Source organism: Pseudomonas sp. Irchel s3h17, from assembly GCF_900187505.1.
Lineage (GTDB): Bacteria > Pseudomonadota > Gammaproteobacteria > Pseudomonadales > Pseudomonadaceae > Aquipseudomonas.
Genome location: NZ_FYDL01000002.1, coordinates 263,460 through 290,221, shown reverse-complemented (window position 1 = coordinate 290,221; position 26,762 = coordinate 263,460). Strand labels below are relative to the sequence as shown.

Here is a 26,762-nt window from a genome sequence, read left to right as displayed (position 1 = left end):
TTTAGGCTGAATGTCTTTGTAGATGGTAAATGGCATTGGCCAGCGCGATGTCTTCCAGGCCCAGCCCGATGGAGCGGAAGAACACAGGGCGATCATAGGTCGGACGTGGCGTCTGTTCGCTCAGCAGTTCAGCCAGATCGCCGATGATCGAGGACTTGTCCCAACCATGCTGTTCGCTGGCGATCAGCATTTCGCCGGCCGAACCTGGCGTGGTCAGGCGATAGTCGCAATAGACCTGCATGTCACCCAGGGAGTTTGGCGGCACTTCGTGAGCCCGCGCGGCGTTGGTGCTGATGGAGGTGATCAGCGCCGGCTTGCTGAGGTTCCGTGGATCGATCACGGGACCTGCGGATGAGGTGCAGAGCATGATCACGTCGGCGTCCAGGATCGCCGCTTCAAGGCTGCGTTCTATTTGCAGACGTGGGTCGATGGCCATCCATTGAGCCTGTTTTTCGGCATTGCAACTCGCCAGGCTGGGCGAATGGAGACTGATGCTTTGCCACTCGCGCAGGTGCTTCACGTAGTGCAGGTGCGCTTGTGCTACCGGGCCGCTGCCAATGATTGCCAGGCGTGCCGCGTTTGGCCGGGCCAGGGTGTCAATGGCCACGGCCGTGGTGGCGGCGGTGCGAGCCGTGGTCAACTCGCCGGCATCACACAGCATCAAGGGCTGGCCGGTCTGCATCGACATCAACAACGTCCAGGCAGTGACCAGTGGACCGCCGTCCTTGCGCACGATGTAGGGCGAAGTTTTCACCCCGTATACACCGTCTTCGGCCAACACCCCGAGGTAGTTGATGAAGTCACCCGCGCCTTGCGGGAACTCCACCAACTGCTGAGCCGGTTGCACGGCCTGGCCGGTGGCGAGGTCACGGAACAGCTTGCGCAGGATCCGCGGCACGTCGACGCGATCAAGCAGTTCGCGGGCCTGGGGTTTGGCGATCACAAAAGGGAGGCTGGACATGCGGAGGCTCCATGGCGTTGCAAGTAAACTAATTTGTCCATTGTGGACTTATTGTTCTGATTGGCAATATCCAGGCGTAAAAAAAGCGCAGTCCGTTGCCGGCTGCGCTTCTTTGGTTGCCACGCGACCTTACGGGCGCTTGCGCTCTACGGGGCGTAGCAGATGGGTCGGCGGGGTTTCGCAACTGATCTTGCGGCCCAGCAGCGTCTCGATGGACGGTAGCTGGTAGGAGTCGTCTTCACCGGCAAAGCTGATGGACACGCCGTCGGCGCCTGCACGACCGGTACGGCCGATGCGGTGCACATAATCGTCCGGCACTTCGGGCAGGGTGAAGTTGATCACGTGGCTGATGCCGTCGATGTGAATCCCGCGACCGGCGACATCGGTGGCCACCAGCACGCGGATCTTGCCTTCGCGGAAGCCTTCCAGGGTCTTGATGCGTTTGTGCTGCGGTACGTCGCCCGACAGTTGGGCGGCGTTGACGCCATCGCGCACCAGGCGTTCTTCGATGCGTCGCACTTCATCCTTGCGGTTGGCGAAGACCATGACCCGCTCCCAACCGTTGTCGTTGACCAGGTTGTAGAGCAGCTTGTACTTGTCGGCACCGGCCACGGCATAGATATGCTGCTCGACATTCTCGCTGGCCACATTCTCGGCTTCGATTTCGACGATGGCCGGGTCGGTGGTCCATTGCTTGGCCAGGTTCATCACGTCTTCGGTGAAGGTCGCGGAGAACAGCAGGGTCTGGCGTTCGCTTTTCGGTGGGGTCTGGCGAATGATCTGGCGTACTTGCGGGATGAAGCCCATGTCGAGCATCCGGTCGGCTTCGTCCAGCACCATCACTTCCACCATGTCCAGGTGCACGTCGCCGCGCTGGTTGAAGTCCAGCAGGCGACCTGGCGTGGCCACGAGGATGTCGCAGTGGCGGGCCTCGAGGTGCTTGAGCTGCTTGTCGAAGTCCATGCCGCCGACGAAGGTCATCACGTTGAGGCCGGTGTACTTGGTCAGGTTTTCCGCGTCCTTGGCGATCTGCACCACCAGTTCACGGGTGGGGGCGATGATCAGCGCCCGCGGCTCGCCCATGTAGCGCTCTTTCGGCGGCGGGGTTTGCAGCAGTTGGGTGATGATCGAGACCAGGAACGCGGCGGTTTTGCCGGTACCGGTCTGGGCGCGACCGATGGCGTCTTGGCCGGCCAGGGTGAAGCCCAGTACATGCGCCTGGATCGGCGTGCAGTACGGGAAACCCAGGTCCTGGATGGCGTGCATCAGTTCCGGGGCCAGTTTGAAATCGTGGAAGCGGGTTTTGCCTTCCTGGGGCTCGACGACGAAATCCTCGAGTTTCCAGGCGACGACCGGCGGCTTGGCGGCACGTTCGCGATGTGGCTTGGCAGGTTTTACCGGCTCGTCGTGCGGTTTTTGCGCGACCGCTTCGCTGGCAGGCGGGTTCACCTGCTCGTGTTGGGGAGCCGCAACGGCAGCGGCACGGCCAGGCTGATGACCGTCGGTACGGCTGCTGGTAGTCGGGGAAGGTGCGCTGGAGCTGGGCGCGAGCTGCTCAGCCTCGCTTTTACCGAACATTTTCTTGAGTGCTTTGAGCACGGTCATCTCATCAATTGGTTAAGGAATGTACGCCGGCCAGTGTAATGCAAGAATCGGGCGCGGCGTAGTGTGTTGGTCATACTGCTACACGAAGTTTGTGTGCTAGCGCAAACGTTCGCTGAGCCAGACGCCAATATCGCGAATTTCTTCAGGTAACACTTCGTGACCCATTGGGTATTCCTGCCATGCCACGGTGACACCATGGGCCTTCAGGTGCTCGTAGGCGGTGCGGCCCATGGCGTTCTGCACGACATCGTCGTACTGGCCATGCAGGCATAGCACCGGAATCCGCTGTTGGCTGGCGGAAAGTTCCAGCTCGTCACTGAAGGTTGGTGCATAGGTGGAGAGGGCAAGTACGCCACCGAGTGGGCCCTGCCATTTGAGGAACGTGCTGTGCAAGACCACTGCGCCACCCTGGGAAAAACCGGCGAGGAAAATCCGCGAGGCGTCTATTCCGCTGGCGCGCTGCTCTTCGATCAAATCGATGACCCGCTGTGCCGACGCATCCAGTTGCTCGCGGTTGATCGCCCGGGCCGGGCTCATGGCCAGAATGTCGTACCAGCTCGGCATCTCGTAGCCGCCGTTGATGGTCACGGCGCGGGTCGGCGCCTGGGGCAAAACAAAGCGCGTGGTCTGCAGGGTTTCCTGCAGGGCTTCGGCCACTGGCAGGAAGTCATAGCGGTCGGCGCCCAGGCCGTGAAGCCAGATGACACAGGCGTCTTCGGGCTTGGCGGGGTGAAGAATCAAGGGCTCGGTCATGGTTGCTCCATTGTTGTGCGCTCGCTCCCTTTGAGTGCGAGCTCAAAGTGCACGGCATGTCGATCAGTTAAGAAGATGTCGCAAGGTTGCAAGTTTTGCTCTTGACCTGTCACTGAACCGCTTAAGCGGCCGGTGTGGTACGGCGCTTGCTATGCAAAAACCTGTGCAAGCAATCCTGCGCCTGGCGGTAACACTATCAGTGTACGACTGGCTGTGGGAGAGCAATAAATCCGGTGATGGACGTTCGCCATAGGCCGCTACGGGCTTGGCAGACTAGAAAGGGCTACAGCCCGTTCGGCCGATTGGTGAGAAGTGAGTTTTCCATTATGTGGATTTTCTCCTACTAGACTCATAGCTAAGGTCTGACGCCGCTTGACCCTATAAAAAGCCAACACGGGTCAACAGCGCCTCAAAAGGGTGCGGCAGGACTCAAGCTCCGACACAACAAGAGCAAAACTGGAGGTTTGAATGAAGATGTTGAAATCCACCCTGGCAGTCGTGACTGCGGCCGCGGTACTCGGCGTCAGTGGGTTTGCCCAGGCGGGTGCAACCCTGGATGGGGTCCAGAAAAAAGGTTTCGTACAGTGCGGTGTGAGTGACGGTCTGCCGGGCTTCTCGGTTCCGGACTCCACCGGCAAGATCGTCGGTATCGATGCCGACTACTGCCGTGCCGTGGCCGCTGCCGTCTTCGGCGATGCGACCAAGGTCAAGTTCAGTCAGTTGAACGCCAAGGAGCGCTTCACCGCGCTGCAGTCGGGCGAAATTGACATCCTGTCGCGCAACACCACCATGACCAGCTCCCGTGACTCGGGCATGGGCCTCAAGTTTCCTGGCTTCATCACTTACTACGACGGCATTGGCTTCCTGGTAAACAACAAGCTGGGGGTCAAGAGCGCCAAAGAGCTGGATGGCGCGACCATCTGCATCCAGGCCGGCACCACCACCGAGCTGAACGTTTCCGACTACTTCCGCGGCAACGGTCTGAAATACACCCCGATCACTTTCGACACCTCCGATGAAAGCGCCAAGTCGCTGGAGTCCGGCCGTTGCGACGTACTGACCTCCGACAAGTCCCAGCTGTTCGCCCAGCGCAGCAAGCTGGCAAAGCCTGCGGACTACGTGGTTCTGCCGGAAACCATTTCCAAGGAGCCGCTGGGCCCGGTCGTGCGTAACGGCGACGACGAGTGGCTGGCCATCGTGCGCTGGACTGGCTACGCCATGCTCAACGCTGAAGAAGCAGGCATCACGTCGAAGAACGTCGAAGCCGAAGCCAAGGCCACCAAGAACCCGGACGTTGCCCGTCTGCTGGGTACCGACGGTGAATACGGCAAAGACCTGAAAGTGAAAAAAGACTGGGTCGTGCAGATCGTCAAGCAAGTCGGCAACTATGGCGAAGTGTTCGAGAAGAACCTCGGCAAGGGCACTCCGCTGGAAATCGACCGCGGGCTGAACGCTCTGTGGAACAACGGCGGCATTCAATACGCACCACCAGTGCGCTGATGGATCTATCACCCGGTGGGCCAACCGCCGGGTGATGTTCTGTTCCATTATTTGCGGGGCACTTCATGCAAAATTCAATCGGCGCACCAAAGCAGAGGCTCAGCCTCAGCGATCCACGAGTGCGTGCCTGGGTATTTCAGATCATCACGATTGTCGCGGTGGTCTCGCTGGGCTGGTTTCTGTTCGATAACACTCAAACCAACCTGGAACACCGGGGTATTACCTCCGGTTTCAGCTTTCTGGAGCGCAGTGCCGGATTCGGCATCGCTCAACACCTGATCGACTACACCGAATCGGACAGCTATGCCCGGGTGTTTGTCATCGGCCTGCTCAACACCCTGTTGGTGACCTTCATCGGTGTGATTCTGGCGACGATCCTCGGATTCATCGTCGGTGTGGCACGGTTGTCGTCAAACTGGATCATCGCCAAGCTGGCCACGGTTTACGTGGAAGTCTTCCGTAACATTCCACCACTGCTGCAAATCCTGTTCTGGTACTTCGCGGTGTTCCTGACCATGCCAGGGCCACGCAACAGCCACAACTTCGGTGACACCTTCTTTGTCAGCAGTCGCGGTCTGAACATGCCGGCAGCGCTGGCAGCGGACGGCTTCTGGGCATTTATGGCGAGCATTGTCGTGGCCATTGTCGCCATCGTGCTGATGGCCCGCTGGGCCAACAAGCGTTTCGAAGCCACCGGCGTCCCGTTCCACAAATTCTGGGTGGGGCTGGCGATGTTCCTGGTGATCCCTGCACTGTGCATGCTGATCTTCGGCGCACCGCTGCATTGGGAAATGCCTGAGCTCAAGGGTTTCAACTTCGTCGGTGGCTGGGTACTGATCCCTGAACTGCTGGCGCTGACATTGGCGCTGACGGTGTACACCGCGGCGTTCATCGCCGAGATCGTGCGTTCCGGGATCAAGTCGGTCAGCCACGGGCAGACCGAGGCGGCCCGCTCGCTGGGGCTGCGCAACGGTCCGACCCTGCGCAAGGTGATCATCCCGCAAGCCCTGCGAGTGATCATTCCACCCCTGACCAGCCAATACCTGAACCTGGCGAAGAACTCCTCGCTGGCCGCCGGTATCGGTTATCCGGAAATGGTCTCGTTGTTTGCCGGCACGGTGCTGAACCAGACCGGGCAGGCGATCGAAGTCATTGCCATCACCATGAGCGTGTACCTGGCGATCAGTATCAGCATTTCCCTGCTGATGAACTGGTACAACAAGCGCATTGCGCTGATCGAGCGGTGAGGAAACGCGCATGAGCATTCATATTTTCAAACCTGACATGCCAGCCCCTAACCGCAGTATCGGTGTGGTGGCGTGGATGCGGGAGCACATGTTCTCCAGTTGGCTCAACACCCTGCTGACCCTGCTGGCGTTCTACCTGATTTACCTGGTGGTCCCGCCGATCCTGCAGTGGGCGATCCTTGACGCCAACTGGGTCGGCACCAGCCAGGCCGACTGCACAAAGGAGGGCGCCTGCTGGGTGTTCATCCAGCAGCGCTTTGGCCAGTTCATGTACGGCTACTACCCGACGGATCTGCGCTGGCGCGTTGACCTGACCGTGTGGCTGGCGGTACTCGGCGTGGCGCCACTGTTCATCTCGCGTTTCCACCACAAGGCGGTGTACGGCCTGGGCTTCCTGGTGCTGTACCCGATCTTTGCCTACTTCCTGCTGAATGGCGGCATCTTCGGCATCACCACCGTGGCGACTAGCCAATGGGGCGGCCTGATGCTGACCCTGGTGATCGCCACGGTCGGGATTGCCGGCGCCTTGCCGCTGGGGATCGTGTTGGCGTTGGGGCGGCGCTCGAACATGCCGGCGATTCGTGTGGTCTGCGTGACCTTCATCGAGTTCTGGCGCGGCGTGCCATTGATCACGGTGCTGTTCATGTCGTCGGTGATGCTGCCGTTGTTCCTGCCCGAAGGCATGAACTTCGACAAGCTGCTGCGGGCCTTGATCGGGGTCATCCTGTTCCAGTCGGCCTACGTTGCCGAGGTGGTACGGGGCGGCCTGCAAGCGATCCCCAAGGGTCAGTACGAAGCGGCTGCGGCGATGGGCCTGGGTTACTGGCGCAGCATGGGCCTGGTGATTCTGCCGCAAGCCCTGAAGCTGGTGATTCCCGGCATCGTCAATACCTTCATTGCGCTGTTCAAGGACACGAGCCTGGTGATCATCATCGGCCTGTTCGACTTGCTCAACAGCGTCAAGCAAGCCGCCGCCGACCCGAAATGGCTGGGCATGGCCACTGAAGGCTACGTGTTCGCGGCCCTGGTGTTCTGGATTTTCTGTTTTGGTATGTCCCGCTATTCCATGCATTTGGAACGCAAGCTGGACACAGGCCACAAGCGTTAGGAGCGTAGTTTATGAGTGAAGCGATCAAACAGCCTGTGAGCCCTGAAGGCATTATTCAGATGCAGGGCGTCAACAAGTGGTACGGCCAGTTCCACGTGTTGAAAGACATCAACCTCAACGTCAAGCAGGGCGAGCGTATCGTGCTGTGCGGACCGTCGGGTTCCGGCAAGTCCACCACCATCCGTTGCCTCAATCGCCTGGAAGAACACCAGCAGGGCCGCATCGTGGTGGATGGCGTGGAACTGACCAACGACCTCAAGCAGATCGAAGCGATTCGCCGTGAAGTCGGCATGGTGTTCCAGCACTTCAACCTGTTCCCGCACCTGACCATTTTGCAGAACTGCACCCTGGCGCCGATGTGGGTGCGCAAGATGCCCAAGCGCAAGGCCGAGGAAATTGCCATGCATTACCTGGAGCGCGTACGCATTCCAGAGCAGGCGCTCAAGTACCCGGGGCAACTGTCCGGCGGTCAGCAACAGCGTGTGGCGATTGCCCGTGCCTTGTGCATGAAGCCGAAAATCATGCTGTTCGACGAACCGACTTCGGCACTCGACCCCGAGATGGTGAAAGAGGTACTGGACACCATGATCGGCCTGGCCGAAGACGGCATGACCATGCTCTGCGTGACCCACGAGATGGGCTTCGCCCGTACCGTGGCCAACCGCGTGATCTTCATGGACAAGGGCGAAATCGTCGAACAGGCAGCGCCGAACGACTTCTTCGACAATCCGCAGAACGAGCGCACCAAGCTGTTCCTGAGCCAGATCCTGCATTGATCCAGGCTTGGTAATGAAATAAACCCGGACAGTGTTCCGGGTTTATTTTTGCCCTCGATTTTTGACCATCCACCCGGTAACCCGTTGCTCTGTCGGATTAACCTGACTAACATGCCGGAAAATTCATCCTATGATTGGATGAAAGGGCGAATTTCATGACAGACACCTTCCCTCTGGTTAAGCGTTCCCTGGTCGATCAGGCCCTTGAACAGCTGCGCCTGCGTATCAATACCGGCACCTGGACCGTCGGCCAGCGCCTGCCCACGGAGCCGGAGCTGGCGAGTGAGTTGGGCATCAGCCGTAACACGGTGCGCGAAGCCATGCGCGTGTTGGCGTTTTCCGGGCTGATCGAAATCCGCCAGGGCGACGGCAGTTACCTGCGGGCAGTGGTCGATCCGCTCGATACGATGAAAGCCTTGTCCCGTTGCTCCCACGAGCAGGCGCGGGAGACCCGGCACATCCTGGAAGTCGAGGCCATAGGCCTGGCGGCGCTGCGCCGTACCGATGAAGACCTGATTGCGTTGCGTGAAGCGCTGGCCGTCAGCGGCAGTCACTACCATGGCGATCTGGACAGCTACGTCGCGTGCGACATGGTGTTCCATCGCCGTTTGGTGGACGCCGCGCACAACCCGACCCTGAGTGAGCTGTACCGCTATTTCTCCAGCATCGTCGGCGCACAACTGCGCGAGACCCTGAACATCACCCCCAGGCGTCAAGCCGTGTTCGATCTGCACATCGATCTGCTCGATGCCGTCGAGCAGCGCGACCCGCAGCGGGCCAAAGCCATTTGCCGGCAGTTGATCAATGAACCGTGAGACCGAGAGCCCTATGTCCAGCCAGCAGGCGCCCCCCAACAGCACGACCCAGGCCAAACGTGCGACGGAGCTCGAAGAGCTGCTGATCGATGCCGAGGCCGATGACGAACAGGTCCAGCAAAGCCATCCGGTATTGCGTCGCCCGTGGCTGTTGTTGCTGGGGCTGGTGCTGGTGGCACTGAATCTGCGCCCGGCGCTGTCGAGCATGGCGCCGTTGCTTGGCGATGTGTCGAAGAACCTTGGATTGTCGGCGGCCCAGGCCGGTTTGCTCACCACCTTGCCGGTGCTGTGCCTGGGCCTGTTTGCCCCGCTGGCGCCGGTGCTGGCGCGGCGTTTTGGCGCCGAGCGCGTGGTCCTGGGGATTCTGTTGACCCTGGCGGGGGGGATAGTCCTGCGCAGTTCCTTCGGTGAGATCGGCCTGTTTGCCGGCAGCATTCTGGCGGGCGCCAGCATTGGCGTGATCGGCGTGTTGCTGCCGGGCATCGTCAAGCGCGACTTCGCCAAGCACGCTGGCACCATGACCGGGGTGTACACCATGGCCCTGTGCCTGGGCGCCGCCATGGCCGCCGGTGCAACGGTGCCCTTGAGCGAGCATTTCGGCGACCGCTGGGCGCTGGGTCTTGGCTTCTGGATGATCCCGGCGCTGGTCGCGGTGATCTTCTGGCTGCCGCAAGTCGGCAGCCGACAGGGCGCGCACAACGTGGCGTATCGGGTGCGCGGCTTGCTGCGCGATCCACTGGCCTGGCAAGTGACCCTGTACATGGGCCTGCAATCGTCGCTGGCCTACATCGTGTTCGGCTGGTTGCCGTCGATCCTGATTGGCCGTGGCCTGACGCCCACCCAGGCCGGGCTGGTGCTGTCCGGCTCGGTGATCGTGCAGTTGGCCAGTTCATTGGCCGCTCCCTGGCTGGCCACGCGTGGCAAGGATCAGCGCCTGGCGATTGTGGTGGTGATGTTGATGACCCTCGGCGGGCTGTTTGGTTGTCTGTATGCACCGATCGAAGGCTTGTGGGGCTGGGCGATTCTGTTGGGTCTGGGGCAGGGCGCCACGTTCGCCCTGGCCCTGACCTTGATTGTGCTGCGTTCGCGTGATGCCCATGTGGCGGCCAACCTGTCGAGCATGGCCCAGGGTTTCGGTTACACCCTGGCCTCCATGGGGCCGTTTGCGGTCGGTATCGTGCATGACTGGACGGGTGGCTGGACCGCGGTGGGCTGGATTTTCGGGGTCATAGGTCTCGGTGCGATCATCGCCGGGCTAGGTGCCGGTCGCTCGCTGTACGTGCAGGTTGAAAGCGAAAGGCTATGAGATCGACGCACTGCCGGTATTTGCCTGGCGAATACCGGTAGTTTTCCCGACGTTTGCAGACTATCGTCCAGGTACCTGTCGATTGTCCGGAGCCTGCCCATGAGTGACGCCAACCGCGCCTTGATCACTGAGTTCTATCAAGCCTTCCAGCGGCTGGATGCCGAAGCCATGAGCGCCTGCTACACCGAGGACGTGGTGTTCAGTGATCCGGCCTTTGGCGAGTTGCGCGGGCGCGATGCCGGCGACATGTGGCGGATGCTCACCACCCGGGCCAGGGATTTCTCCCTGACCTTCGACAGCGTGCGTGCCGACGAACTCACGGGCACTGCTCACTGGGTGGCCACGTACCTGTTCAGCCAGACCGGCAACACGGTGGTCAACGATATCCAGGCGCGTTTTGTGTTCCGTGACGGCAAGATCTGCGAGCACCACGATCATTTCGACGTGTGGCGCTGGTCACGTCAGGCGCTGGGCTTCAAAGGGCTGTTGCTGGGCTGGACGCCGCTGGTGGGCAACGCCGTTCGGGCCCAGGCTTTGAAGGGTTTGAAGGCGTTCCAGGCCGGTCGCTGATAAGATCGCAGCCTGTCTTCCTTAGCAAGCCTTGAGCGTCACGTGAGCACCCTGAGCGATACCTCCTCCCATTCTGATGAGCCAGCGATTGCGCTCGGCAAACCCTGGTTCGTCTACCTTGTTCGCGCGGCCAACGGTTCGTTGTACTGCGGCATCAGCGACGATCCGGTCAAGCGTTTCGCCAAGCACCAGAGCGGCAAAGGTGCGCGGTTTTTTCTCTCAAGCCCGGCGGTGGAGTTGGTCTATACCGAAGTCTGCCGCAACAAAAGCGAAGCGCTGCGTCAGGAGCGCCTGATCAAGAAACTCAGGAAAAGCGCCAAGGAATGCCTGGTGGCGAGCGCAGCTGCCGGCTTATCAATCTGACTGATAAGTGTCCATCACGCGGATGGGTAGGCTGCTATCCGATTGCGCGTTAAGCTGCCGATTCCTCACACAAGCGGCGGAACCAGCATGTCCGAGTTGATTCTTCATCATTACCCGGCGTCCCCATTCGCGGAAAAGGCGCGCCTGTTGCTGGGCTTCAAGGGCCTGTCCTGGCGCTCGGTCAATATTTCGCCGGTGATGCCCAAGCCTGACCTCACCGCGCTGACTGGCGGTTATCGCCGGACCCCGGTGTTGCAGGTAGGCGCGGATGTCTATTGCGATACGGCGCTGATTGCGCGGCGTCTCGAGCAGGAAAAGGCCTTGCCGGGGTTCTTCCCGGAAGGCCGGGAAATGATCACCGCCAGCTTCGCTGCCTGGGCTGACTCGGTGGTGTTCCAGCATGCGGTGAGCCTGGTGTTCCAGCCGGAATCGATCGCGGTGCGCTTCGGCAAGTTGCCACCGCACGCGGTCAAGGCGTTTGTCGCCGACCGTGCCGGGTTGTTCAGCGGCGGCAGTGCCACTCGCTTGTCGGCCGAGCAGGCCAACCATCAGTGGCCGACGATCATGGCGCGTCTTGAGCAGCAGTTGCAGCGCGAGGAGGGGGATTACCTGTTTGGCGAGCCTTCGATTGCCGACTTCGCCATGGCTCACCCGCTGTGGTTCCTCAAGGGCACGCCGGTGACCTCGCCGCTGGTCGATGCCTATCCAGCGGTATCGGCATGGCTGGGTCGGGTGCAGGGCTTCGGACATGGCGCGTTCAGCGAGATGACGGCCGAAGAGGCGCTGCAGGTGGCACGGGATTCACAACCGGCGGCCTTGCCGGATGAACTGTTCGTTGAGCCAAACGGCTTCAAGGCGGGTCAGCAGGTGGTGATTGCCGCCACTGACTATGGCGTTGACCCGGTCTCGGGGGAGCTGCTGTTTGCTGGTAGCGAAGAATTGATTGTGCGTCGCGAAGATGAGCGGGCAGGCTTGGTGCATGTGCACTTTCCGCGCTTTGGTTTCCGCATCGAAGCCTGCTGACAGTCGTTGAGTCGGGCGTGGGCCTTTATAGCGAGGGAGCTTGCTCCCGCCGGCCGGTCCGCGCTCGGGCGAAGCTGTCGTAGAAGCGGTATTCGCGTTTTGCCTGACAGAACCGGTTTGCCTGTTTACGAGCGCTGCGCACTCGAGCGGGAGCAAGGTCCCTCGCCACAGGGGTAGCTATGTCCCCGGTCCAGACAGAGTTGCGCAAGCCTGATGGTTTATTTCAGTGCTGCAAGGATCGCCTCGGGGTCATACCTGCGAATCAAGGTGCCGTTCACGTCCAGCACCGGAATCCCCCGGCCGCCCAATGCTTCATAGGCCTTGCGCGCATCAGCGTCCTTTTCGATATCGAATTCCTGGTAGGGAATACCTTTCTGGTCGAGAAAGCGCCGGATCAGCTTGCAGTAGCCACACCACTCGGTGGCATAGAGCGTGACCCTGGCATTGGCCTGGATCTGCGCGGACACCCCTTGCGAGGGGTTGAATACCCGCTCGATCTTGCCCCAGTTCTGGTAGGTCACTACCACCAGCAAGATCAGCAGGAACTTCTTCAGGACGCCTGCGAGCATCAGTTACGACGCTTGAGCTGGTCGGTCAGGGAGGTCGGCAGGCCTTTGATGATCAGGGTGCCGGCCTCTTCGTCGTATTCGATCTTCGAACCCAGCAGGTGCGCTTCGAAACTGATGGACAGGCCTTCGGCGCGGCCGGTGAAGCGGCGGAACTGGTTCAGGGTACGCTTGTCTGCCGGAATCTCGGGCGACAGGCCGTAGTCCTTGTTGCGGATGTGATCGTAGAAGGCTTTCGGACGTTCTTCGTCGATCAGTCCGGACAGCTCCTCCAGGCCCATCGGCTCGCCGAGCTTGGCCTGGCTGCTGGCGTAGTCGACCAGGGTCTTGGTCTTCTCGCGGGCGTCGTCTTCGGGCAGGTCTTCGCTTTCGACGAAGTCACTGAAGGCCTTGAGCAGGGTACGGGTCTCGCCCGGGCCGTCGACGCCTTCCTGGCAGCCGATGAAGTCGCGGAAATACTCCGACACCTTTTTCCCGTTCTTGCCCTTGATGAACGAGATGTACTGCCTGGACTGCTTGTTGTTCTGCCACTCGGAGACATTGATCCGCGCCGCCAGGTGCAACTGGCCCAGGTCCAGGTGCCGGGACGGGGTCACGTCGAGCTGGTCGGTCACGGCCACGCCTTCGCTGTGGTGCAGCAGGGCGATGGCCAGGTAGTCGGTCATGCCTTGCTGGTAGTGGGCGAACAGCACGTGGCCGCCGGTCGACAGGTTGGACTCCTCCATCAGCTTCTGCAGGTGTTCCACTGCAATGCGGCTGAACGCGGTGAAGTCCTTGCCGCCCTCAAGGTATTCCTTCAGCCAGCCGCTGAACGGGTGTGCACCGGATTCGGCGTGGAAAAATCCCCAGGCCTTGCCCTGTTTGGCGTTGTAGCTCTCGTTGAGGTCGGCGAGCATGTTCTCGATGGCGGTGGACTCTGCCAGTTCCGAGTCGCGGGCGTGGAGAACTGCGGGGGTGCCGTCGGGTTTTTTGTCGATCAGGTGGACGATGCAATGACGGATCGGCATGGGCTTCTCGGCTCAATGAATGGAGGAGGGCGTGCTCCCCCGAAAAAGTGCCCAGTGTACCGCACCTGCCGGTTTTGGCGGTGCTTGAACGGCCGTTGAGGCCAGTCGGGCCGGGCTTATGCGGTTTTTTCCCGATTTAGAGCAATAAAGCTGACCAAATGGGTAGGTAGAGGCGGATATTTCCCCGTCTCTGTGCTAGTTTTGCCCCGTCTTACGCGAAGTCACTGCGTTAAGCGTGCATTCAGCATTTGTCAGGTCGAACCAAACCCTGATTTCGGCATCTATAACCCCGACCCGTCGGTGTTGTAGCCGAGGGTGCCAGATCCAGAAGATCGGGCTCGATGGCTGACACTGCACTCTGCAATCCATATGAATTTGATAGGGAAGGAACACTACATGGCTCTTACTAAAGACCAACTGATCGCCGATATCGCTGAAGCTATCGACGCGCCAAAAACCACCGCGCGTAACGCACTGGACCAACTGGGCCAAATCGTTGCTGATCAACTGGAAAACGGCGGCGAAATCACCCTGCCAGGTATCGGTAAGCTGAAAGTGACCGAGCGTCCTGCCCGTACCGGCCGCAACCCTTCGACTGGCGCTGCCATCGAAATCGCTGCCAAGAAAGTTATCAAGCTGGTCGTGGCTAAAGGCCTGACCGACGCTGTTAACAAGTAAGACACATAAAAGAAAGCCGTGCCGCGGAGCGATCAGGGCACGGCTTTTTTGTGTCTGCCAGTTAGCGATTGACCCAGGGTCAACCGCTGTTTCAGCCGCGACTCAGCTTTTGCGAACCCAGCGCTCGCGCCAGACCTGCTGCTCGGATTTGGTCTGGAAGGTCCAGGCGACAAAGCGGCTCTGCTTTTGCCCCTGGGACATTTCCACTACCTGGCTCTCCAGCACACCGGCCTTTTTCAGTGCGGTCTGGATGGCTGGCAGGTTCGACGCTTTCGAGACCAGGGTACTGAACCACAGCACCTTGTGTTGAAAGTGCGCGCTTTCGGCGATCAGTTGCGTCACGAACCGCGCTTCACCGCCTTCACACCACAACTCGGCAGACTGCCCGCCAAAGTTCAGCACCGGCAGTTTACGTTTCGGATCGGCACGACCCAGGGCGCGCCATTTACGCTCGCTGCCCTTGGTCGCCTCGTCCATCGAGGCATGGAACGGCGGGTTGCACATGGTCAGGTCAAAACGTTCGCCCGGTTCCAGCAATCCCAGCAGGATGTGCTTGGGATTGCTTTGCTGGCGCAGCTGGATGGCTTTGTTGAGGCCGTTGGATTGCACAATGGCTTTGGCGGCAGCCACGGCGGTCGGATCGATTTCCGAGCCGAGGAAGTGCCAGCGGTAGTCACTGTAGCCGATCAACGGATAGACGCAGTTGGCACCCATGCCGATGTCGAGCACCTTGACCGGAGCGCCGCGCGGGATCTCACCGTCGTTGACGCTGGCCAGCAGGTCGGCAAGAAAGTGCACGTAATCGGCACGCCCCGGAACTGGTGGGCAGAGGTAGTCGGCCGGGATGTCCCAATGGGCGATGCCATAGAACGACTTGAGCAATGCCCGGTTGAACACCCGCACCGCATCCGGGCTGGCGAAGTCGATGCTCTCTTTGCCATAGGGGTTGATGATCACGAACTGCGCCAGTTCTGGCGTGGTCTTGATCAGCGCCGGGAAGTCGTAACGGCCCTGGTGGCGGTTGCGCGGGTGCAGGCTGGCCTTTTCGCGGGGCGCCACGGCTTTGGCCGGGGTCGCGGACTCAGGCTTCTTGCGCGCAGGTTTGGGGGAGCGGGGGGCGTTCATTGATGTGATCGATTCGGGTATGGCTAAAAGAGGCGGGCATTGTCCCACATTCAGCCGTTGTGAACCCAATTGCAAAAAGCACGATGCTCGACGGTGGTCGCGGGCTTGGTCCGGGCGGCGTTCCGACGGAGGCGCAGTGTCAGGCAGTATCAATGTCGAATGTGCAATCGTTTCGCGGGCAAGCCCGCTCCCACAGGGGACTTGTAGTGCTGGGGAGAGTGTACCGGGCATGAAAAAGGGAGGCCACATGGGCCTAATGCCGATCAGTTAAGCCAAAGACCAGTCGAACATAGTACCCGTGGCGAGGGAGCTTGCTCCCGCTGGGGCGCAAAGCGGCCCTGTTTTGGGGCTGCTACGCAGCCCAGCGGGAGCAAGCTCCCTCGCCACAGGTTTCGTGTTCGGCTTTATTTCTCTTAACTGACCGGCATTAGCCACATGGGCCTCCCTTTATCATTGCGTGTTGCCGTTACAGACTGGCAATCCGCGCATGCTGCTCGGCCAGCTTGCCCAGAGCCTGTTCGGCTTCGGCCAGTTTGGCGCGTTCCTTCTCGATGACTTCGGCCGGGGCCTTGTCCACGAAGCCGGCATTGGACAGCTTGCCGCCAACGCGTTGCACTTCGCCTTGCAGGCGCTGGATTTCCTTGTCCAGGCGCGCAAGTTCCGCACTCTTGTCGATCAGGCCGGCCATTGGCACCAGCACTTCCATCTCGCCGACCAAAGCGGTGGCGGACAGCGGTGCTTCTTCGCCGGCCGCCAGGACGGTGATCGACTCGAGGCGGGCCAGCTTCTTGAGCAAGGCTTCGTTCTCGGTGAGGCGACGCTGGTCTTCGGCGGAGACGTTCTTCAGGAACAGTGGCAGTGGCTTGCCCGGGCCAATGTTCATCTCGCCACGGATGTTGCGCGTGCCGAGCATCAGGCCCTTGAGCCATTCGATGTCGTCTTCGGCGGCTTGATCGATGCGTGCTTCAACGGCCACCGGCCAAGGTTGCAGCATGATGGTCTTGCCTTCGATACCGGCCAGCGGCGCCAGGCGCTGCCAGATTTCTTCGGTGATGAACGGCATGAACGGGTGAGCCAGGCGCAGGGCCACTTCCAGTACGCGAACCAGGGTGCGGCGGGTGCCACGCTGACGTTCGACCGGTGCGTTTTCGTCCCACAGCACAGGCTTGGACAGCTCCAGGTACCAGTCGCAATACTGGTTCCAGATGAACTCGTACAAGGCTTGTGCGGCCAGGTCGAAACGGAACTGGTCGAGTTGACGGGTCACTTCGGCTTCGGTGCGCTGCAGCTGGGAAATGATCCAGCGATCGGCCAGCGACAGCTCGTAGGCTTCGCCGTTCTGACCGCAGTCCTCGCCCTTGTCCAGCACGTAGCGAGCGGCGTTCCAGATCTTGTTGCAGAAGTTGCGATAGCCTTCGACGCGGCCCATGTCGAACTTGATGTCGCGACCGGTGGACGCCAGCGAGCAAAACGTGAAGCGCAGGGCGTCGGTGCCGTAGCTGGCGATGCCGTCGGCGAACTCGTCGCGGGTCTGCTTCTCGATCTTCTTCGCCAGTTTCGGCTGCATCATGCCGGAGGTGCGTTTCTGCACCAGGGCTTCCAGTTCGATACCGTCGATGATGTCCAGCGGGTCAAGGACGTTGCCCTTGGACTTGGACATTTTCTGGCCCAGGCCATCCCGCACCAGGCCATGCACATACACGGTCTTGAACGGAACCTGCGGTGTGCCGTCTTCGTTTTTCACCAGGTGCATGGTGAGCATGATCATCCGGGCAACCCAGAAGAAAATGATGTCGAAGCCGGTCACCAGCACGTCGGTGGAGTGGAACTTCTTCAGGAACTCAGTCTGCTGCGGCCAGCCGAGGGTGGAGAAGGTCCACAGGCCCGAGCTGAACCAGGTGTCGAGTACGTCGTTGTCCTGCTGCAGTGCAACGTCGGCGCCCAGGTTGTGCTTGGCACGCACTTCGGCTTCGTCGCGGCCGACATAGACCTTGCCCGACTCGTCGTACCAGGCCGGGATCCGGTGGCCCCACCACAGCTGACGGCTGATGCACCAGTCCTGGATGTCGCGCATCCACGAGAAGTACATGTTCTCGTACTGTTTTGGCACGAACTGGATGCGGCCGTCTTCAACGGCTGCAATGGCCGGCTCTGCCAGCGGCTTGGTGGACACGTACCACTGGTCGGTCAGCCACGGCTCAATGATGGTGCCGGAACGGTCGCCCTTCGGTACTTTCAGGGCGTGATCGTCGACGCTGACCAGCAGGCCCGCGCCTTCGAACGCGGCGACGATTTGCTTGCGCGCTTCGAAGCGGTCGAGGCCGGCGTATTCCGCCGGGATCTTGCCGTCGATGGTGTCGTTCAGGGTGCCGTCGAGGTTGAACACCTGGCAGGCTGGCAGCACGGCGGCGTTCTTGTCGAAGATGTTCAGCAGCGGCAGGTTGTGGCGCTTGCCGACTTCGTAGTCGTTGAAATCGTGGGCCGGGGTGATTTTCACGCAGCCGGTGCCGAATTCAGGGTCGCAGTAATCGTCGGCGATGATCGGGATGCGCCGGCCAACCAGTGGCAGGTCGACAAACTTGCCGATCAGGGCTTTGTAGCGCTCATCGTTCGGGTTAACGGCCACGGCGGAGTCGCCGAGCATGGTTTCCGGACGGGTGGTCGCGACGATCAGGAAGTCATTGCCTTCAGCCGTCCTGGCGCCGTCGGCCAGCGGGTACTTGAGGTTCCACAGGGAGCCTTTCTCGTCGTGGTTTTCCACTTCGAGGTCGGAAATCGCCGTGTGCAGCTTGGTGTCCCAGTTGACCAGGCGCTTGCCGCGGTAGATCAGGCCGTCTTCGTGCAGGCGTACGAACGCTTCTTTAACCGCTTCCGACAGGCCGTCGTCCATGGTGAAGCGCTCGCGGCTCCAGTCCACGGACGAGCCGAGGCGGCGGATCTGACGGCTGATGTTGCCGCCGGACTCGTCTTTCCATTCCCAGACTTTCTCGAGGAACTTCTCGCGGCCCAGGTCGTGGCGGTTCTGGCCCTTGGCTTCGAGCTGGCGTTCCACCAGCATTTGCGTGGCGATACCGGCGTGGTCGGTGCCCGGTTGCCACAGGGTGTTGCGACCCTGCATGCGGCGGAAACGGATCAGGGCGTCCATGATCGCGTTGTTGAAGCCATGGCCCATGTGCAGGCTGCCAGTGACGTTCGGCGGCGGGATCATGATGGTGTAGGAATCGCCCGCGCCTTGCGGGGCGAAGTAGTTCTCGGACTCCCAGGTGTTGTACCAGGAAGTTTCAATGGCGTGCGGCTGGTAGGTCTTATCCATGCGCGGCGGGACCCTATTGGCATTTATTCAGGAAAAGCCGGCAAGTATAGCGGGGCATGGGGCGAAGGGCGAGCGGGTGCGGACGGTGCGCGGAACTAATAAGGAATGAGCCTGTGGCGAGGGAGCTTGCTCCGCCGGGGTGCGAAGCGGCCCTGAAATCTGCAACTGCGTTGTATCAGGCTAATCGCATGCTCAGGTTTGCGACTGCTGCGCAGTCGAGCGGGAGCAAGCTCCCTCGCCACAGAAGCCCACTCACATACTTGAGCTATTCGTACTGGCTCAACAGCCGTTCCATTCGCGCATCGAGGCGACGTTTGATTTCTGTCTCGATGTGCGGGGCAAAGTCATCAATGACGTCTTGCATGATCAATTGCGCGGCGGCGCGCAGTTCGCTGTCCAGGTGCAGCATGACGTCGGCCGCTTGCCGGGCTGTCGTCGCTGGAGCGGGTTCGGCCACCGGCGCAGGCGCAGGGGCAGGTTGAGGGGCTGGTTGCTCGACGGCGGCAGCAGGCGGTTTGCCGCTGATCTGATCGAACAGCAAGGGAATCTGGCCTTCATCACCTTCCGGCGTGACGGTTTCGGTCAGCAGGGGCGGTTGCAGGTTGTCATCGCCGAGCAGTTGGCGGATCGACTCGAGGTCATCCAGCAGGTGCGCAGACTTTTGCAGCGGATTTGGCGTGTCCATCGTGTACTCAGAGTCGCTGTAGACGGTGATCTTGCAGAGGATAGCCCTGTTCGCGGTAGAAGCGGAAACTCTCCCGCGCGGCCTGACGGATAGTCGGGTCTTCTACCACCACTTCCGCCACACGGGCAAAGCGCTGGGCAAAGGAGGGGACCTTGAGGTCAAGATTGACCAGCAGGTCCTGGTGCTGCCCTGGATCGTCTCCGACACCCAGCACAATCAAGCCGTCCGGTTCGCTTTCGGCATGGCCGTGGGGTACGAAGCTTTCACCTTTGAAGGCCCACAGTCGCGCATCGAGATCGTCGCGCTGAGCGGCATCGCTGCAATGCAGGTAGATGCGGTGGCCCATGCGCCAGGCCTTGTCGGTGAGTTTGCAGGCAAAATCCAGTCGTGCGGACGGATCGGCACTGGGCAGGATATAGAAGTCGACTTTGGTCATTGCGGTTCCTGAGCCTTGAGCGGCGTCACCCATGAGCGACGCCGTGCAAGGTCATCGGTTTCAGGCTTTGGCGCGGTCCAGCAGGTACTGGGTCAGCAGCGGAACCGGACGGCCAGTGGCGCCCTTGTCCTTGCCGCCGCTGGTCCATGCGGTGCCCGCGATGTCCAGGTGCGCCCAGTTCAGGTTCTTGGTGAAGCGCGAGAGGAAGCACGCGGCCGTGATGGTGCCGGCTTTCGGGCCGCCAATGTTGGCGATGTCGGCGAACGGGCTGTCCAGCTGTTCCTGGTACTCGTCGAACAGCGGCAGTTGCCAGGCACGGTCGTCGGCGGCCTGGCCGGCGCTCAGCAACTGGCCGATCAGTTCGTCATTGTTGCCCAGCAGGCCCGAGGTGTGGGAGCCCAGGGCTACGACGCACGCGCCCGTCAGGGTGGCGATGTCGATCACGGCCTGTGGCTTGAAGCGCTCGGCGTAGGTCAGGGCGTCGCACAACACCAGGCGGCCTTCGGCGTCGGTGTTGAGGATTTCCACGGTCTGGCCGCTCATGGTCGTGACGATATCGCCTGGACGCGAGGCGTTGCCGCTCGGCATGTTCTCGGCGCAGGCCAGGATGCACACCAGGTTGATCGGCAGTTTCAACTCGAGCACGGCGCGCAGGGTGCCGAACACGCTGGCCGCGCCGCCCATGTCGTATTTCATTTCGTCCATGCCGGCGCCAGGCTTGAGGCTGATGCCGCCGGTGTCGAAGGTGATGCCCTTGCCGACCAGCGCGTACGGCTTCTCGGATTTCTTGCCGCCGTTGTACTGCATGACGATCAGGCGCGGTGGCTGGGCGCTGCCCTGGCCGACGGCGTAGAACGAGCCCATGCCCAGTTCCTTGATTTTCTTCTCGTCAAGGATCTCGACTTTGAGGCCTTTGAACGTCTTGCCCAGGTCCTTGGCCTGTTCGGCGAGGAAGCTCGGATGGCAGATGTTCGGTGGCAGGTTGCCCAGGTCCCGGGTGAAGGACATGCCATGGGCAATCGCGGTGGCGTGGGTCACGGCGCGTTCCACTTCGGCCTGGGCGGCCTTGATGGTCAGCAGGGTGATTTTTTTCAGAGGGCGTGGGTCGCTCTTCTGGCTCTTGAACTGCTCGAAGCTGTACTCGCCGTCTACCAGGGTTTCGGCCAGCAAACGGGTCTTGCCGTAGCTGTCACGACCCTTGACGACCACTTCGTCCAGTGCCAGTGCGGCTTCGCTGCCGCCCAGGCCCTTGAGGGTGTTCAGTACGCCGGCGATGATTTTGCGGAACGGGCGGTCACCCAGCTCGGCATCCTTGCCCACGCCCACCAGCAGCACGCGTTCGGCCTTCAGGTTCGGCAGGCTGTGCAGCAACAGGCTCTGGCCTGCTTTGCCGGCCAGGTCGCCGCGCTTGAGAATGGCGCTGATCGCGCCGCCAGTGAGGTCATCGATCTGCTTGGCAACGTTGCCGAGTTTGCGGTCTTCGCCGACGGCGACCACCAGAGTGGCGGTTTTCAACGTTTCTGGGCTAACGCTTTTTACAACCAGTTCCATGTCCGGGTCCCTGAATAAATGGTCAAATGGCAGCGCGTCGCACGGTGTGCGCACACGTTTGCCTTTCTATTTGGAAAGACGCTGGTACAGCCTGCGACAAAGGCCGCAGTTTGAACCTCGCGCCCGAGCCAGACAACCCTCGCCAAGCTGATCTTTAATGCAATGCATGCCTGCTTGAGCGTGCGAAGTGACAGGCGCGGCCAATCACAGGATAATGCGGCATCTTTTCGAGTGGCTCAGCCTTGCTGGCCGCTGTTTGCTTGTTTGGCCGCCTTAGCCTGACAACCCTGGAGTGTCTGGTTTGATCGTCTTCCGTTATCTGTCCCGCGAAGTCCTGGTGACCCTGAGCGCTGTCAGCGCCGTGCTGTTGGTCATCATCATGAGCGGACGCTTCATCAAATACCTCGCCCAGGCTGCCGCGGGGCTTCTGGATCCGGGTTCGCTGTTCCTGATCATGGGCTTCCGCCTGCCGGGCTTCCTGCAACTGATCCTGCCGCTGGGGTTGTTCCTGGGGATTCTGCTGGCCTACGGTCGTCTCTATCTGGAAAGCGAGATGACCGTGCTCTCGGCCACTGGCATGAGCCAGCAGCGCCTGTTTGCCTATACGTTGTTTCCGGCCACGCTGGTTGCCTTGCTGGTGGCGTGGCTGAGCCTGAGCCTGGCCCCGCAAGGTGCCAACCAGTTTCAACTGCTGCTGAACTCCCAGGACGCGCTGACCGAATTCGATACGTTGGAGCCAGGCCGTTTCCAGGCCCTGCGCGACGGCACCCGAGTGACCTACACCGAGAAACTGTCGGATGACCGCGTCAACCTGTCGGGCGTGTTCATGTCGCAAAAGAACCTCTCATCCGACAAAAAGGACCGTGGCATCTCGGTCCTGGTGGCTGAAAGCGGTCGTCAGGAAATCATGCCGGACGGCAACCGCTACCTGATCCTGGAAAACGGCTATCGCTACGACGGCAGTCCGGGACAGGCCGATTACCGGGTCATCAAATACGACACCCATGGCATGCTGCTGCCAAAGCCTGACGTCAGTGACGAAGTGACCGATCGTGATGCAATCAGCACCCGCACGCTGATGGGCAACGATGACGTGCGCTCCCGTGCCGAATTGCAATGGCGCCTGTCGTTGCCGTTGCTGGTCTTCATCGTGACCCTGATGGCGGTGCCATTGTCGCGGGTCAATCCGCGCCAGGGCCGTTTCCTCAAGCTGCTGCCGGCGATTCTTCTCTACATGGCCTACCTGACGATCCTGATTGCCGCGCGCGGCGCCCTGGAAAAAGGCAAGCTGCCGCCCGCGTTGGGCCTGTGGTGGGTTCACGGGATCTTCCTGGCCATTGGCCTGGGCTTGCTGTACTGGGAACCGTTGCGCTTGAAGATGGCGAGTCGCCGCAGCACGTTGGAGGTGGCTCGTGGTTAAGCTCGATCGCTACATTGGTAGCAGTGTGTTCCTGGCGATCCTGGCGGTACTGGGGATCATCCTCGGCCTGGCGACGCTGTTCGCGTTCATTGATGAAATGGGTGATGCCAGCGACACCTACACCGTGATGGATGTCCTGAGCTATGTGTTGCTGACGGCGCCGCGTCGCCTGTACGACATGTTGCCGATGGCGGCGCTGATCGGTTGCCTGATCGGGCTTGGCGGCCTGGCCAGCAACAGCGAGCTGACCATCATGCGTGCAGCGGGCGTGTCGATCGGGCGGATCGTCTGGGCCGTGATGAAGCCGATGCTGGTGCTGATGGTGGCCGGCCTGCTGATTGGTGAGTACGTGGCGCCGGCGACGGAAACCATCGCTCAGGCCAATCGCTCGCTGGCTCAGGGCAGTGGTGATTCGCAAAGTGCCAAGCACGGCTTGTGGCACCGTCAGGGCGACGAGTTCATACATGTCAACGCCGTGCAGCCTAACGGCCTGTTGTATGGGGTGACCCGCTATCGTTTCGACAACGAGCGGCATCTGCTGTCGTCGAGCTTCGCCAGGCGTGCCGAGTTCGACACGGATCACTGGACGCTGAGCGACGTTACCACCACGCTGTTCCACGACAAGCGCAGTGAAGTGGTTAATACGCCGTCGGAGCGCTGGAATGTCACCTTGAACCCGCAATTGCTCAGTACTGTAGTGATGGCGCCGGACTCTCTGTCGATCACCGGTTTGTGGGGTTACATCCACTACCTGGCGGAACAGGGGCTGAACAACGGTCGTTACTGGCTGGCATTTTGGGTCAAGGTGTTGCAGCCGTTGGTCACCGCGGCACTGGTGTTGATGGCGATTTCCTTCATCTTCGGCCCGTTGCGTTCGGTGACCCTGGGTCAGCGGGTGTTCACTGGGGTACTGGTGGGCTTTACCTTCCGTATCGTCCAGGATTTGCTGGGGCCCTCGAGCCTGGTGTTCGGTTTTCCACCGCTTTTAGCGGTGCTGCTGCCGGCCGGAGTCTGCGCGCTGGCAGGCTACTGGCTGCTGCGCCGAGCGGGTTGAGCGCAGTATTTTCAGTCTTTGCTGAGCCTATTGGACGCCCCGTTCGCAAGAGCGGGGCGTTTTTGCATTCGACGCCATTGACCTGCAAGCGTGACGCTTGCGTCGTGTATCAGGTACAATTCCCGGCTATTTTTCGGCGGGCTATGCCTGCAGCCTTTTTGAGTGTTGATCCGTGAGTGATTTGAGTCATATCCGCAATTTCTCCATCATCGCCCACATTGACCATGGCAAGTCGACGCTGGCCGATCGCTTCATCCAGATGTGCGGCGGCTTGGCCGAGCGCGAAATGGAAGCCCAGGTACTGGACTCCATGGACCTTGAGCGTGAACGCGGGATCACCATCAAGGCGCATAGCGTTACCCTGTATTACACCGCTAGAGACGGCATCAAGTATCAGCTGAACTTCATTGACACCCCGGGCCACGTCGACTTCACCTATGAGGTCAGTCGTTCGCTGGCGGCCTGTGAAGGTGCGCTGCTGGTGGTCGATGCCGGTCAAGGCGTCGAGGCTCAATCGGTTGCCAACTGCTACACGGCGATCGAGCAGGGCCTGGAAGTGATGCCGGTGCTGAACAAGATCGATCTGCCACAGGCCGATCCGGACCGCGTCAAAGAAGAAATCGAAAAAATCATCGGCATCGATGCCACTGACGCAGTGACCTGCAGTGCCAAGACCGGCCAGGGCGTCGATGAAGTGCTCGAGCGCCTGGTACACACTATTCCAGCGCCGACCGGGAATATCGAAGACCCGCTGCAAGCGTTGATCATCGACTCCTGGTTCGACAACTACCTGGGCGTTGTCTCCCTGGTTCGCGTGCGCCACGGCCGCGTGAAGAAGGGCGACAAGATCCTGGTGAAATCCACCGGCAAGATCCATCTGGTGGACAGCGTCGGTGTCTTCAACCCGAAACACACCGCCACCGTTGACCTGAAGGCCGGTGAAGTAGGCTTCATCATTGCCGGTATCAAGGACATTCACGGTGCGCCAGTGGGCGACACCCTGACCTTGAGTTCGACGCCGGACGTCGATGTGCTGCCAGGTTTCAAGCGCATTCAGCCGCAGGTGTACGCCGGTCTGTTCCCGGTCAGCTCCGACGACTTCGAAGATTTCCGCGAAGCGCTGCAAAAGCTCACCCTGAACGACTCGTCGCTGCAATACACCCCGGAAAGCTCCGACGCGCTGGGCTTCGGCTTCCGTTGCGGGTTCCTCGGCATGCTGCACATGGAGATCATCCAGGAGCGCCTGGAGCGCGAGTACGACCTGGACCTGATCACCACCGCGCCGACGGTAATCTTCGAGCTGCTGCTCAAGAGCGGCGAAACGATCTACGTCGACAACCCGTCCAAGCTGCCGGATCTGTCGGCCATCGAAGACATGCGCGAACCGATCGTTCGGGCCAACATTCTTGTGCCGCAAGAGCACCTGGGCAACGTCATCACCCTGTGCATCGAGAAGCGTGGCGTGCAGCACGACATGCTGTTCCTCGGCTCCCAGGTCCAGGTGACCTACGATTTGCCGATGAACGAAGTGGTCCTGGACTTCTTCGACCGTCTGAAATCCACCAGTCGCGGCTATGCTTCGCTGGATTACCACTTCGACCGTTATCAATCAGCTAATCTGGTCAAGCTGGATGTGCTGATCAATGGTGACAAGGTCGACGCCCTGGCGCTGATCGTGCACAAGGATAATGCGCACTACAAAGGTCGCCAGTTGACCGAAAAGATGAAAGAACTGATTCCGCGCCAGATGTTCGACGTCGCAATCCAGGCCGCCATTGGCGGGCAGATTATTGCGCGGACCTCCGTCAAGGCACTCAGAAAGAACGTATTGGCCAAATGCTACGGCGGCGACGTCAGCCGTAAGCGCAAGCTGTTGGAAAAGCAAAAGGCCGGTAAAAAACGCATGAAGCAGGTCGGTAACGTGGAAATTCCACAAGAAGCCTTCCTTGCTGTGCTCAGGTTGGATAGTTAGGTCCTATGTCACTAAATTTCCCGCTGTTGCTGGTCATCGCTGTCTTCGTCTGCGGTCTGTTGGCGTTGCTCGACCTGGTGTTTCTGGCACCGCGTCGGCGCTCTGCCATTGCCTCTTATCAGGGCAGTGTCAGCCAACCCGACATGGTGGTGGTCGAGAAGCTGAACAAAGAACCTTTGCTGGTTGAATACGGCAAATCGTTCTTCCCGGTGCTGTTCATCGTGCTGGTGCTGCGTTCGTTTCTGGTCGAGCCGTTCCAGATTCCGTCCGGTTCGATGAAACCGACCCTGGATGTGGGTGACTTCATTCTGGTGAACAAGTTTTCTTACGGGATCCGCTTGCCGGTACTCGACAAGAAAGTCATCGAAGTCGGCGAGCCACAGCGTGGGGATGTGATGGTGTTTCGCTATCCAAGCGACCCTAACGTCAACTACATCAAGCGTGTAGTGGGCCTTCCGGGCGACCAGATTCGCTACACCGCCGACAAGCGCCTGTTCGTCAATGGCCAGTCGATCGCCGAGCAGCTGGTCGGTTCCGAACCGGGTACGCTGGGCAGTGCCGAGCTCTACAAGGAAAAACTGGGCGTCGCCGAGCACATGATCCGCAAGGAAATGAGCCGCTACCGCGCAACGCCTGATCGTTCCTGGACCGTGCCCGCCGGGCACTACTTCATGATGGGCGACAACCGCGACAACTCCAACGACAGTCGCTACTGGGATGACCCAAGCATTCCCAAGAACCTGCTCGGCATGGTTCCCGACCAGAACATCGTCGGCAAGGCTTTCGCGGTCTGGATGAGCTGGCCGGAACCCAAACTCGGTCATCTGCCGAATTTTTCGCGGGTTGGCCTGATCAAGTAATCACACACGGCGCTGTTGAACACAGCGCCGAATGCATTTCTGGCACCGACAGAACGTCGCCGCCAGCG

General features: G+C 60.5%; 24 protein-coding genes. 14 read left to right on the top strand and 10 right to left on the bottom strand.

What is annotated here, in order from left to right; genetic code table 11:
* Position 1: 1 nt before the first annotated feature.
* The 3 genes from CKW25_RS03360 to CKW25_RS03350 all read right to left on the bottom strand — a co-directional run bounded on the left by CKW25_RS03360 (position 2) and on the right by CKW25_RS03350 (position 3,319).
* The gene (locus tag CKW25_RS03360; protein WP_095077665.1) at positions 2–961 is read right to left on the bottom strand and encodes an ornithine cyclodeaminase family protein; all 960 of its coding nucleotides are present in this window, start codon (positions 959–961) and stop codon (positions 2–4) included.
* Between the two features lie 129 nt (positions 962–1,090).
* Positions 1,091–2,566, bottom strand: coding sequence for an ATP-dependent RNA helicase RhlB (gene rhlB, locus CKW25_RS03355; RefSeq protein ID WP_095077664.1), 1,476 nt, complete (start codon positions 2,564–2,566; stop codon positions 1,091–1,093).
* A 96-nt stretch (positions 2,567–2,662) separates the two neighbouring features.
* Positions 2,663–3,319: an alpha/beta hydrolase gene (locus CKW25_RS03350; protein WP_095077663.1), complete on the bottom strand. Its 657-nt coding sequence runs from the start codon at positions 3,317–3,319 to the stop codon at positions 2,663–2,665.
* A gap of 468 nt (positions 3,320–3,787) precedes the next feature.
* On the opposite strand from CKW25_RS03350, the gene CKW25_RS03345 reads away from it, so the two are divergent.
* The 9 genes from CKW25_RS03345 to CKW25_RS03305 all read left to right on the top strand — a co-directional run bounded on the left by CKW25_RS03345 (position 3,788) and on the right by CKW25_RS03305 (position 12,027).
* A complete protein-coding gene (locus CKW25_RS03345) occupies positions 3,788–4,819 on the top strand; it encodes an amino acid ABC transporter substrate-binding protein (protein WP_095077662.1) in 1,032 nt (343 codons plus the stop codon).
* A gap of 65 nt (positions 4,820–4,884) precedes the next feature.
* Positions 4,885–6,066, top strand: a complete 1,182-nt coding sequence (locus CKW25_RS03340; protein WP_095077661.1) for an amino acid ABC transporter permease — start codon at positions 4,885–4,887, stop codon at positions 6,064–6,066.
* 10 nt (positions 6,067–6,076) lie between these two features.
* Positions 6,077–7,174: an amino acid ABC transporter permease gene (locus tag CKW25_RS03335; RefSeq protein ID WP_095077660.1), complete on the top strand. Its 1,098-nt coding sequence runs from the start codon at positions 6,077–6,079 to the stop codon at positions 7,172–7,174.
* An 11-nt stretch (positions 7,175–7,185) separates the two neighbouring features.
* Positions 7,186–7,950, top strand: coding sequence for an amino acid ABC transporter ATP-binding protein (locus CKW25_RS03330; protein ID WP_095077659.1), 765 nt, complete (start codon positions 7,186–7,188; stop codon positions 7,948–7,950).
* A gap of 155 nt (positions 7,951–8,105) precedes the next feature.
* On the top strand, positions 8,106–8,765 hold the full coding sequence (locus tag CKW25_RS03325; protein ID WP_095077657.1) for a FadR/GntR family transcriptional regulator: 660 nt from the start codon (positions 8,106–8,108) through the stop codon (positions 8,763–8,765).
* Complete coding sequence (locus CKW25_RS03320) at positions 8,755–10,071, top strand: CynX/NimT family MFS transporter (RefSeq protein ID WP_095077655.1); 1,317 nt, start codon at positions 8,755–8,757, stop codon at positions 10,069–10,071. Before CKW25_RS03325 ends, CKW25_RS03320 begins: the two co-directional genes overlap by 11 nt.
* 99 nt (positions 10,072–10,170) lie before the next feature.
* Entirely contained in the window at positions 10,171–10,641 is a 471-nt protein-coding gene (locus CKW25_RS03315; protein WP_095077653.1) for a nuclear transport factor 2 family protein, read from the top strand.
* Positions 10,642–10,683: 42 nt separating this feature from the next.
* Positions 10,684–11,004, top strand: coding sequence for a GIY-YIG nuclease family protein (locus CKW25_RS03310; protein WP_095077652.1), 321 nt, complete (start codon positions 10,684–10,686; stop codon positions 11,002–11,004).
* An 87-nt stretch (positions 11,005–11,091) separates the two neighbouring features.
* The gene (locus CKW25_RS03305) at positions 11,092–12,027 is read left to right on the top strand and encodes a glutathione S-transferase family protein (protein ID WP_095077650.1); all 936 of its coding nucleotides are present in this window, start codon (positions 11,092–11,094) and stop codon (positions 12,025–12,027) included.
* Positions 12,028–12,245: 218 nt separating this feature from the next.
* Here the strand turns inward: CKW25_RS03305 and CKW25_RS03300 are convergent, their stop codons facing one another.
* Positions 12,246–12,596, bottom strand: coding sequence for a glutaredoxin family protein (locus tag CKW25_RS03300; protein ID WP_095077648.1), 351 nt, complete (start codon positions 12,594–12,596; stop codon positions 12,246–12,248).
* Complete coding sequence (yejK, locus tag CKW25_RS03295) at positions 12,596–13,600, bottom strand: nucleoid-associated protein YejK (RefSeq protein ID WP_095077646.1); 1,005 nt, start codon at positions 13,598–13,600, stop codon at positions 12,596–12,598. Before yejK ends, CKW25_RS03300 begins: the two co-directional genes overlap by 1 nt.
* 396 nt (positions 13,601–13,996) lie before the next feature.
* Between yejK and CKW25_RS03290 the strand changes: the two genes are divergently transcribed.
* Positions 13,997–14,278, top strand: a complete 282-nt coding sequence (locus CKW25_RS03290) for an HU family DNA-binding protein (RefSeq protein ID WP_007905514.1) — start codon at positions 13,997–13,999, stop codon at positions 14,276–14,278.
* A gap of 102 nt (positions 14,279–14,380) precedes the next feature.
* Here the strand turns inward: CKW25_RS03290 and rlmF are convergent, their stop codons facing one another.
* The 5 genes from rlmF to CKW25_RS03265 form a co-directional block, all read right to left on the bottom strand.
* Complete coding sequence (rlmF, locus tag CKW25_RS03285; protein ID WP_095077644.1) at positions 14,381–15,403, bottom strand: 23S rRNA (adenine(1618)-N(6))-methyltransferase RlmF; 1,023 nt, start codon at positions 15,401–15,403, stop codon at positions 14,381–14,383.
* A gap of 466 nt (positions 15,404–15,869) precedes the next feature.
* On the bottom strand, positions 15,870–18,716 hold the full coding sequence (locus CKW25_RS03280) for a valine--tRNA ligase (RefSeq protein WP_095077642.1): 2,847 nt from the start codon (positions 18,714–18,716) through the stop codon (positions 15,870–15,872).
* A 265-nt stretch (positions 18,717–18,981) separates the two neighbouring features.
* Positions 18,982–19,401 carry a DNA polymerase III subunit chi gene (locus CKW25_RS03275; RefSeq protein WP_095077640.1) on the bottom strand — a complete coding sequence of 140 codons (420 nt, stop codon included), beginning with the start codon at positions 19,399–19,401 and terminating at the stop codon, positions 18,982–18,984.
* 7 nt (positions 19,402–19,408) lie between these two features.
* Positions 19,409–19,837, bottom strand: coding sequence for a DNA polymerase III subunit chi (locus CKW25_RS03270; RefSeq protein ID WP_095077638.1), 429 nt, complete (start codon positions 19,835–19,837; stop codon positions 19,409–19,411).
* 60 nt (positions 19,838–19,897) lie between these two features.
* Positions 19,898–21,388, bottom strand: coding sequence for a leucyl aminopeptidase (locus CKW25_RS03265; RefSeq protein WP_095077636.1), 1,491 nt, complete (start codon positions 21,386–21,388; stop codon positions 19,898–19,900).
* Positions 21,389–21,689: 301 nt separating this feature from the next.
* On the opposite strand from CKW25_RS03265, the gene lptF reads away from it, so the two are divergent.
* From lptF to lepB, 4 genes are all read left to right on the top strand, one after another.
* Positions 21,690–22,808 carry an LPS export ABC transporter permease LptF gene (gene lptF, locus CKW25_RS03260; RefSeq protein WP_095077634.1) on the top strand — a complete coding sequence of 373 codons (1,119 nt, stop codon included), beginning with the start codon at positions 21,690–21,692 and terminating at the stop codon, positions 22,806–22,808.
* Positions 22,801–23,862 (top strand): LPS export ABC transporter permease LptG, encoded by a 1,062-nt coding sequence (lptG, locus tag CKW25_RS03255; RefSeq protein ID WP_095077632.1) that lies wholly within the window; start codon positions 22,801–22,803, stop codon positions 23,860–23,862. The genes lptF and lptG overlap by 8 nt, the downstream gene beginning before the upstream one ends.
* Before the next feature lie 172 nt (positions 23,863–24,034).
* On the top strand, positions 24,035–25,834 hold the full coding sequence (lepA, locus tag CKW25_RS03250) for a translation elongation factor 4 (RefSeq protein ID WP_095077631.1): 1,800 nt from the start codon (positions 24,035–24,037) through the stop codon (positions 25,832–25,834).
* A 5-nt stretch (positions 25,835–25,839) separates the two neighbouring features.
* Positions 25,840–26,694 (top strand): signal peptidase I, encoded by an 855-nt coding sequence (lepB, locus tag CKW25_RS03245; protein WP_095077629.1) that lies wholly within the window; start codon positions 25,840–25,842, stop codon positions 26,692–26,694.
* Positions 26,695–26,762 lie beyond the last annotated feature (68 nt).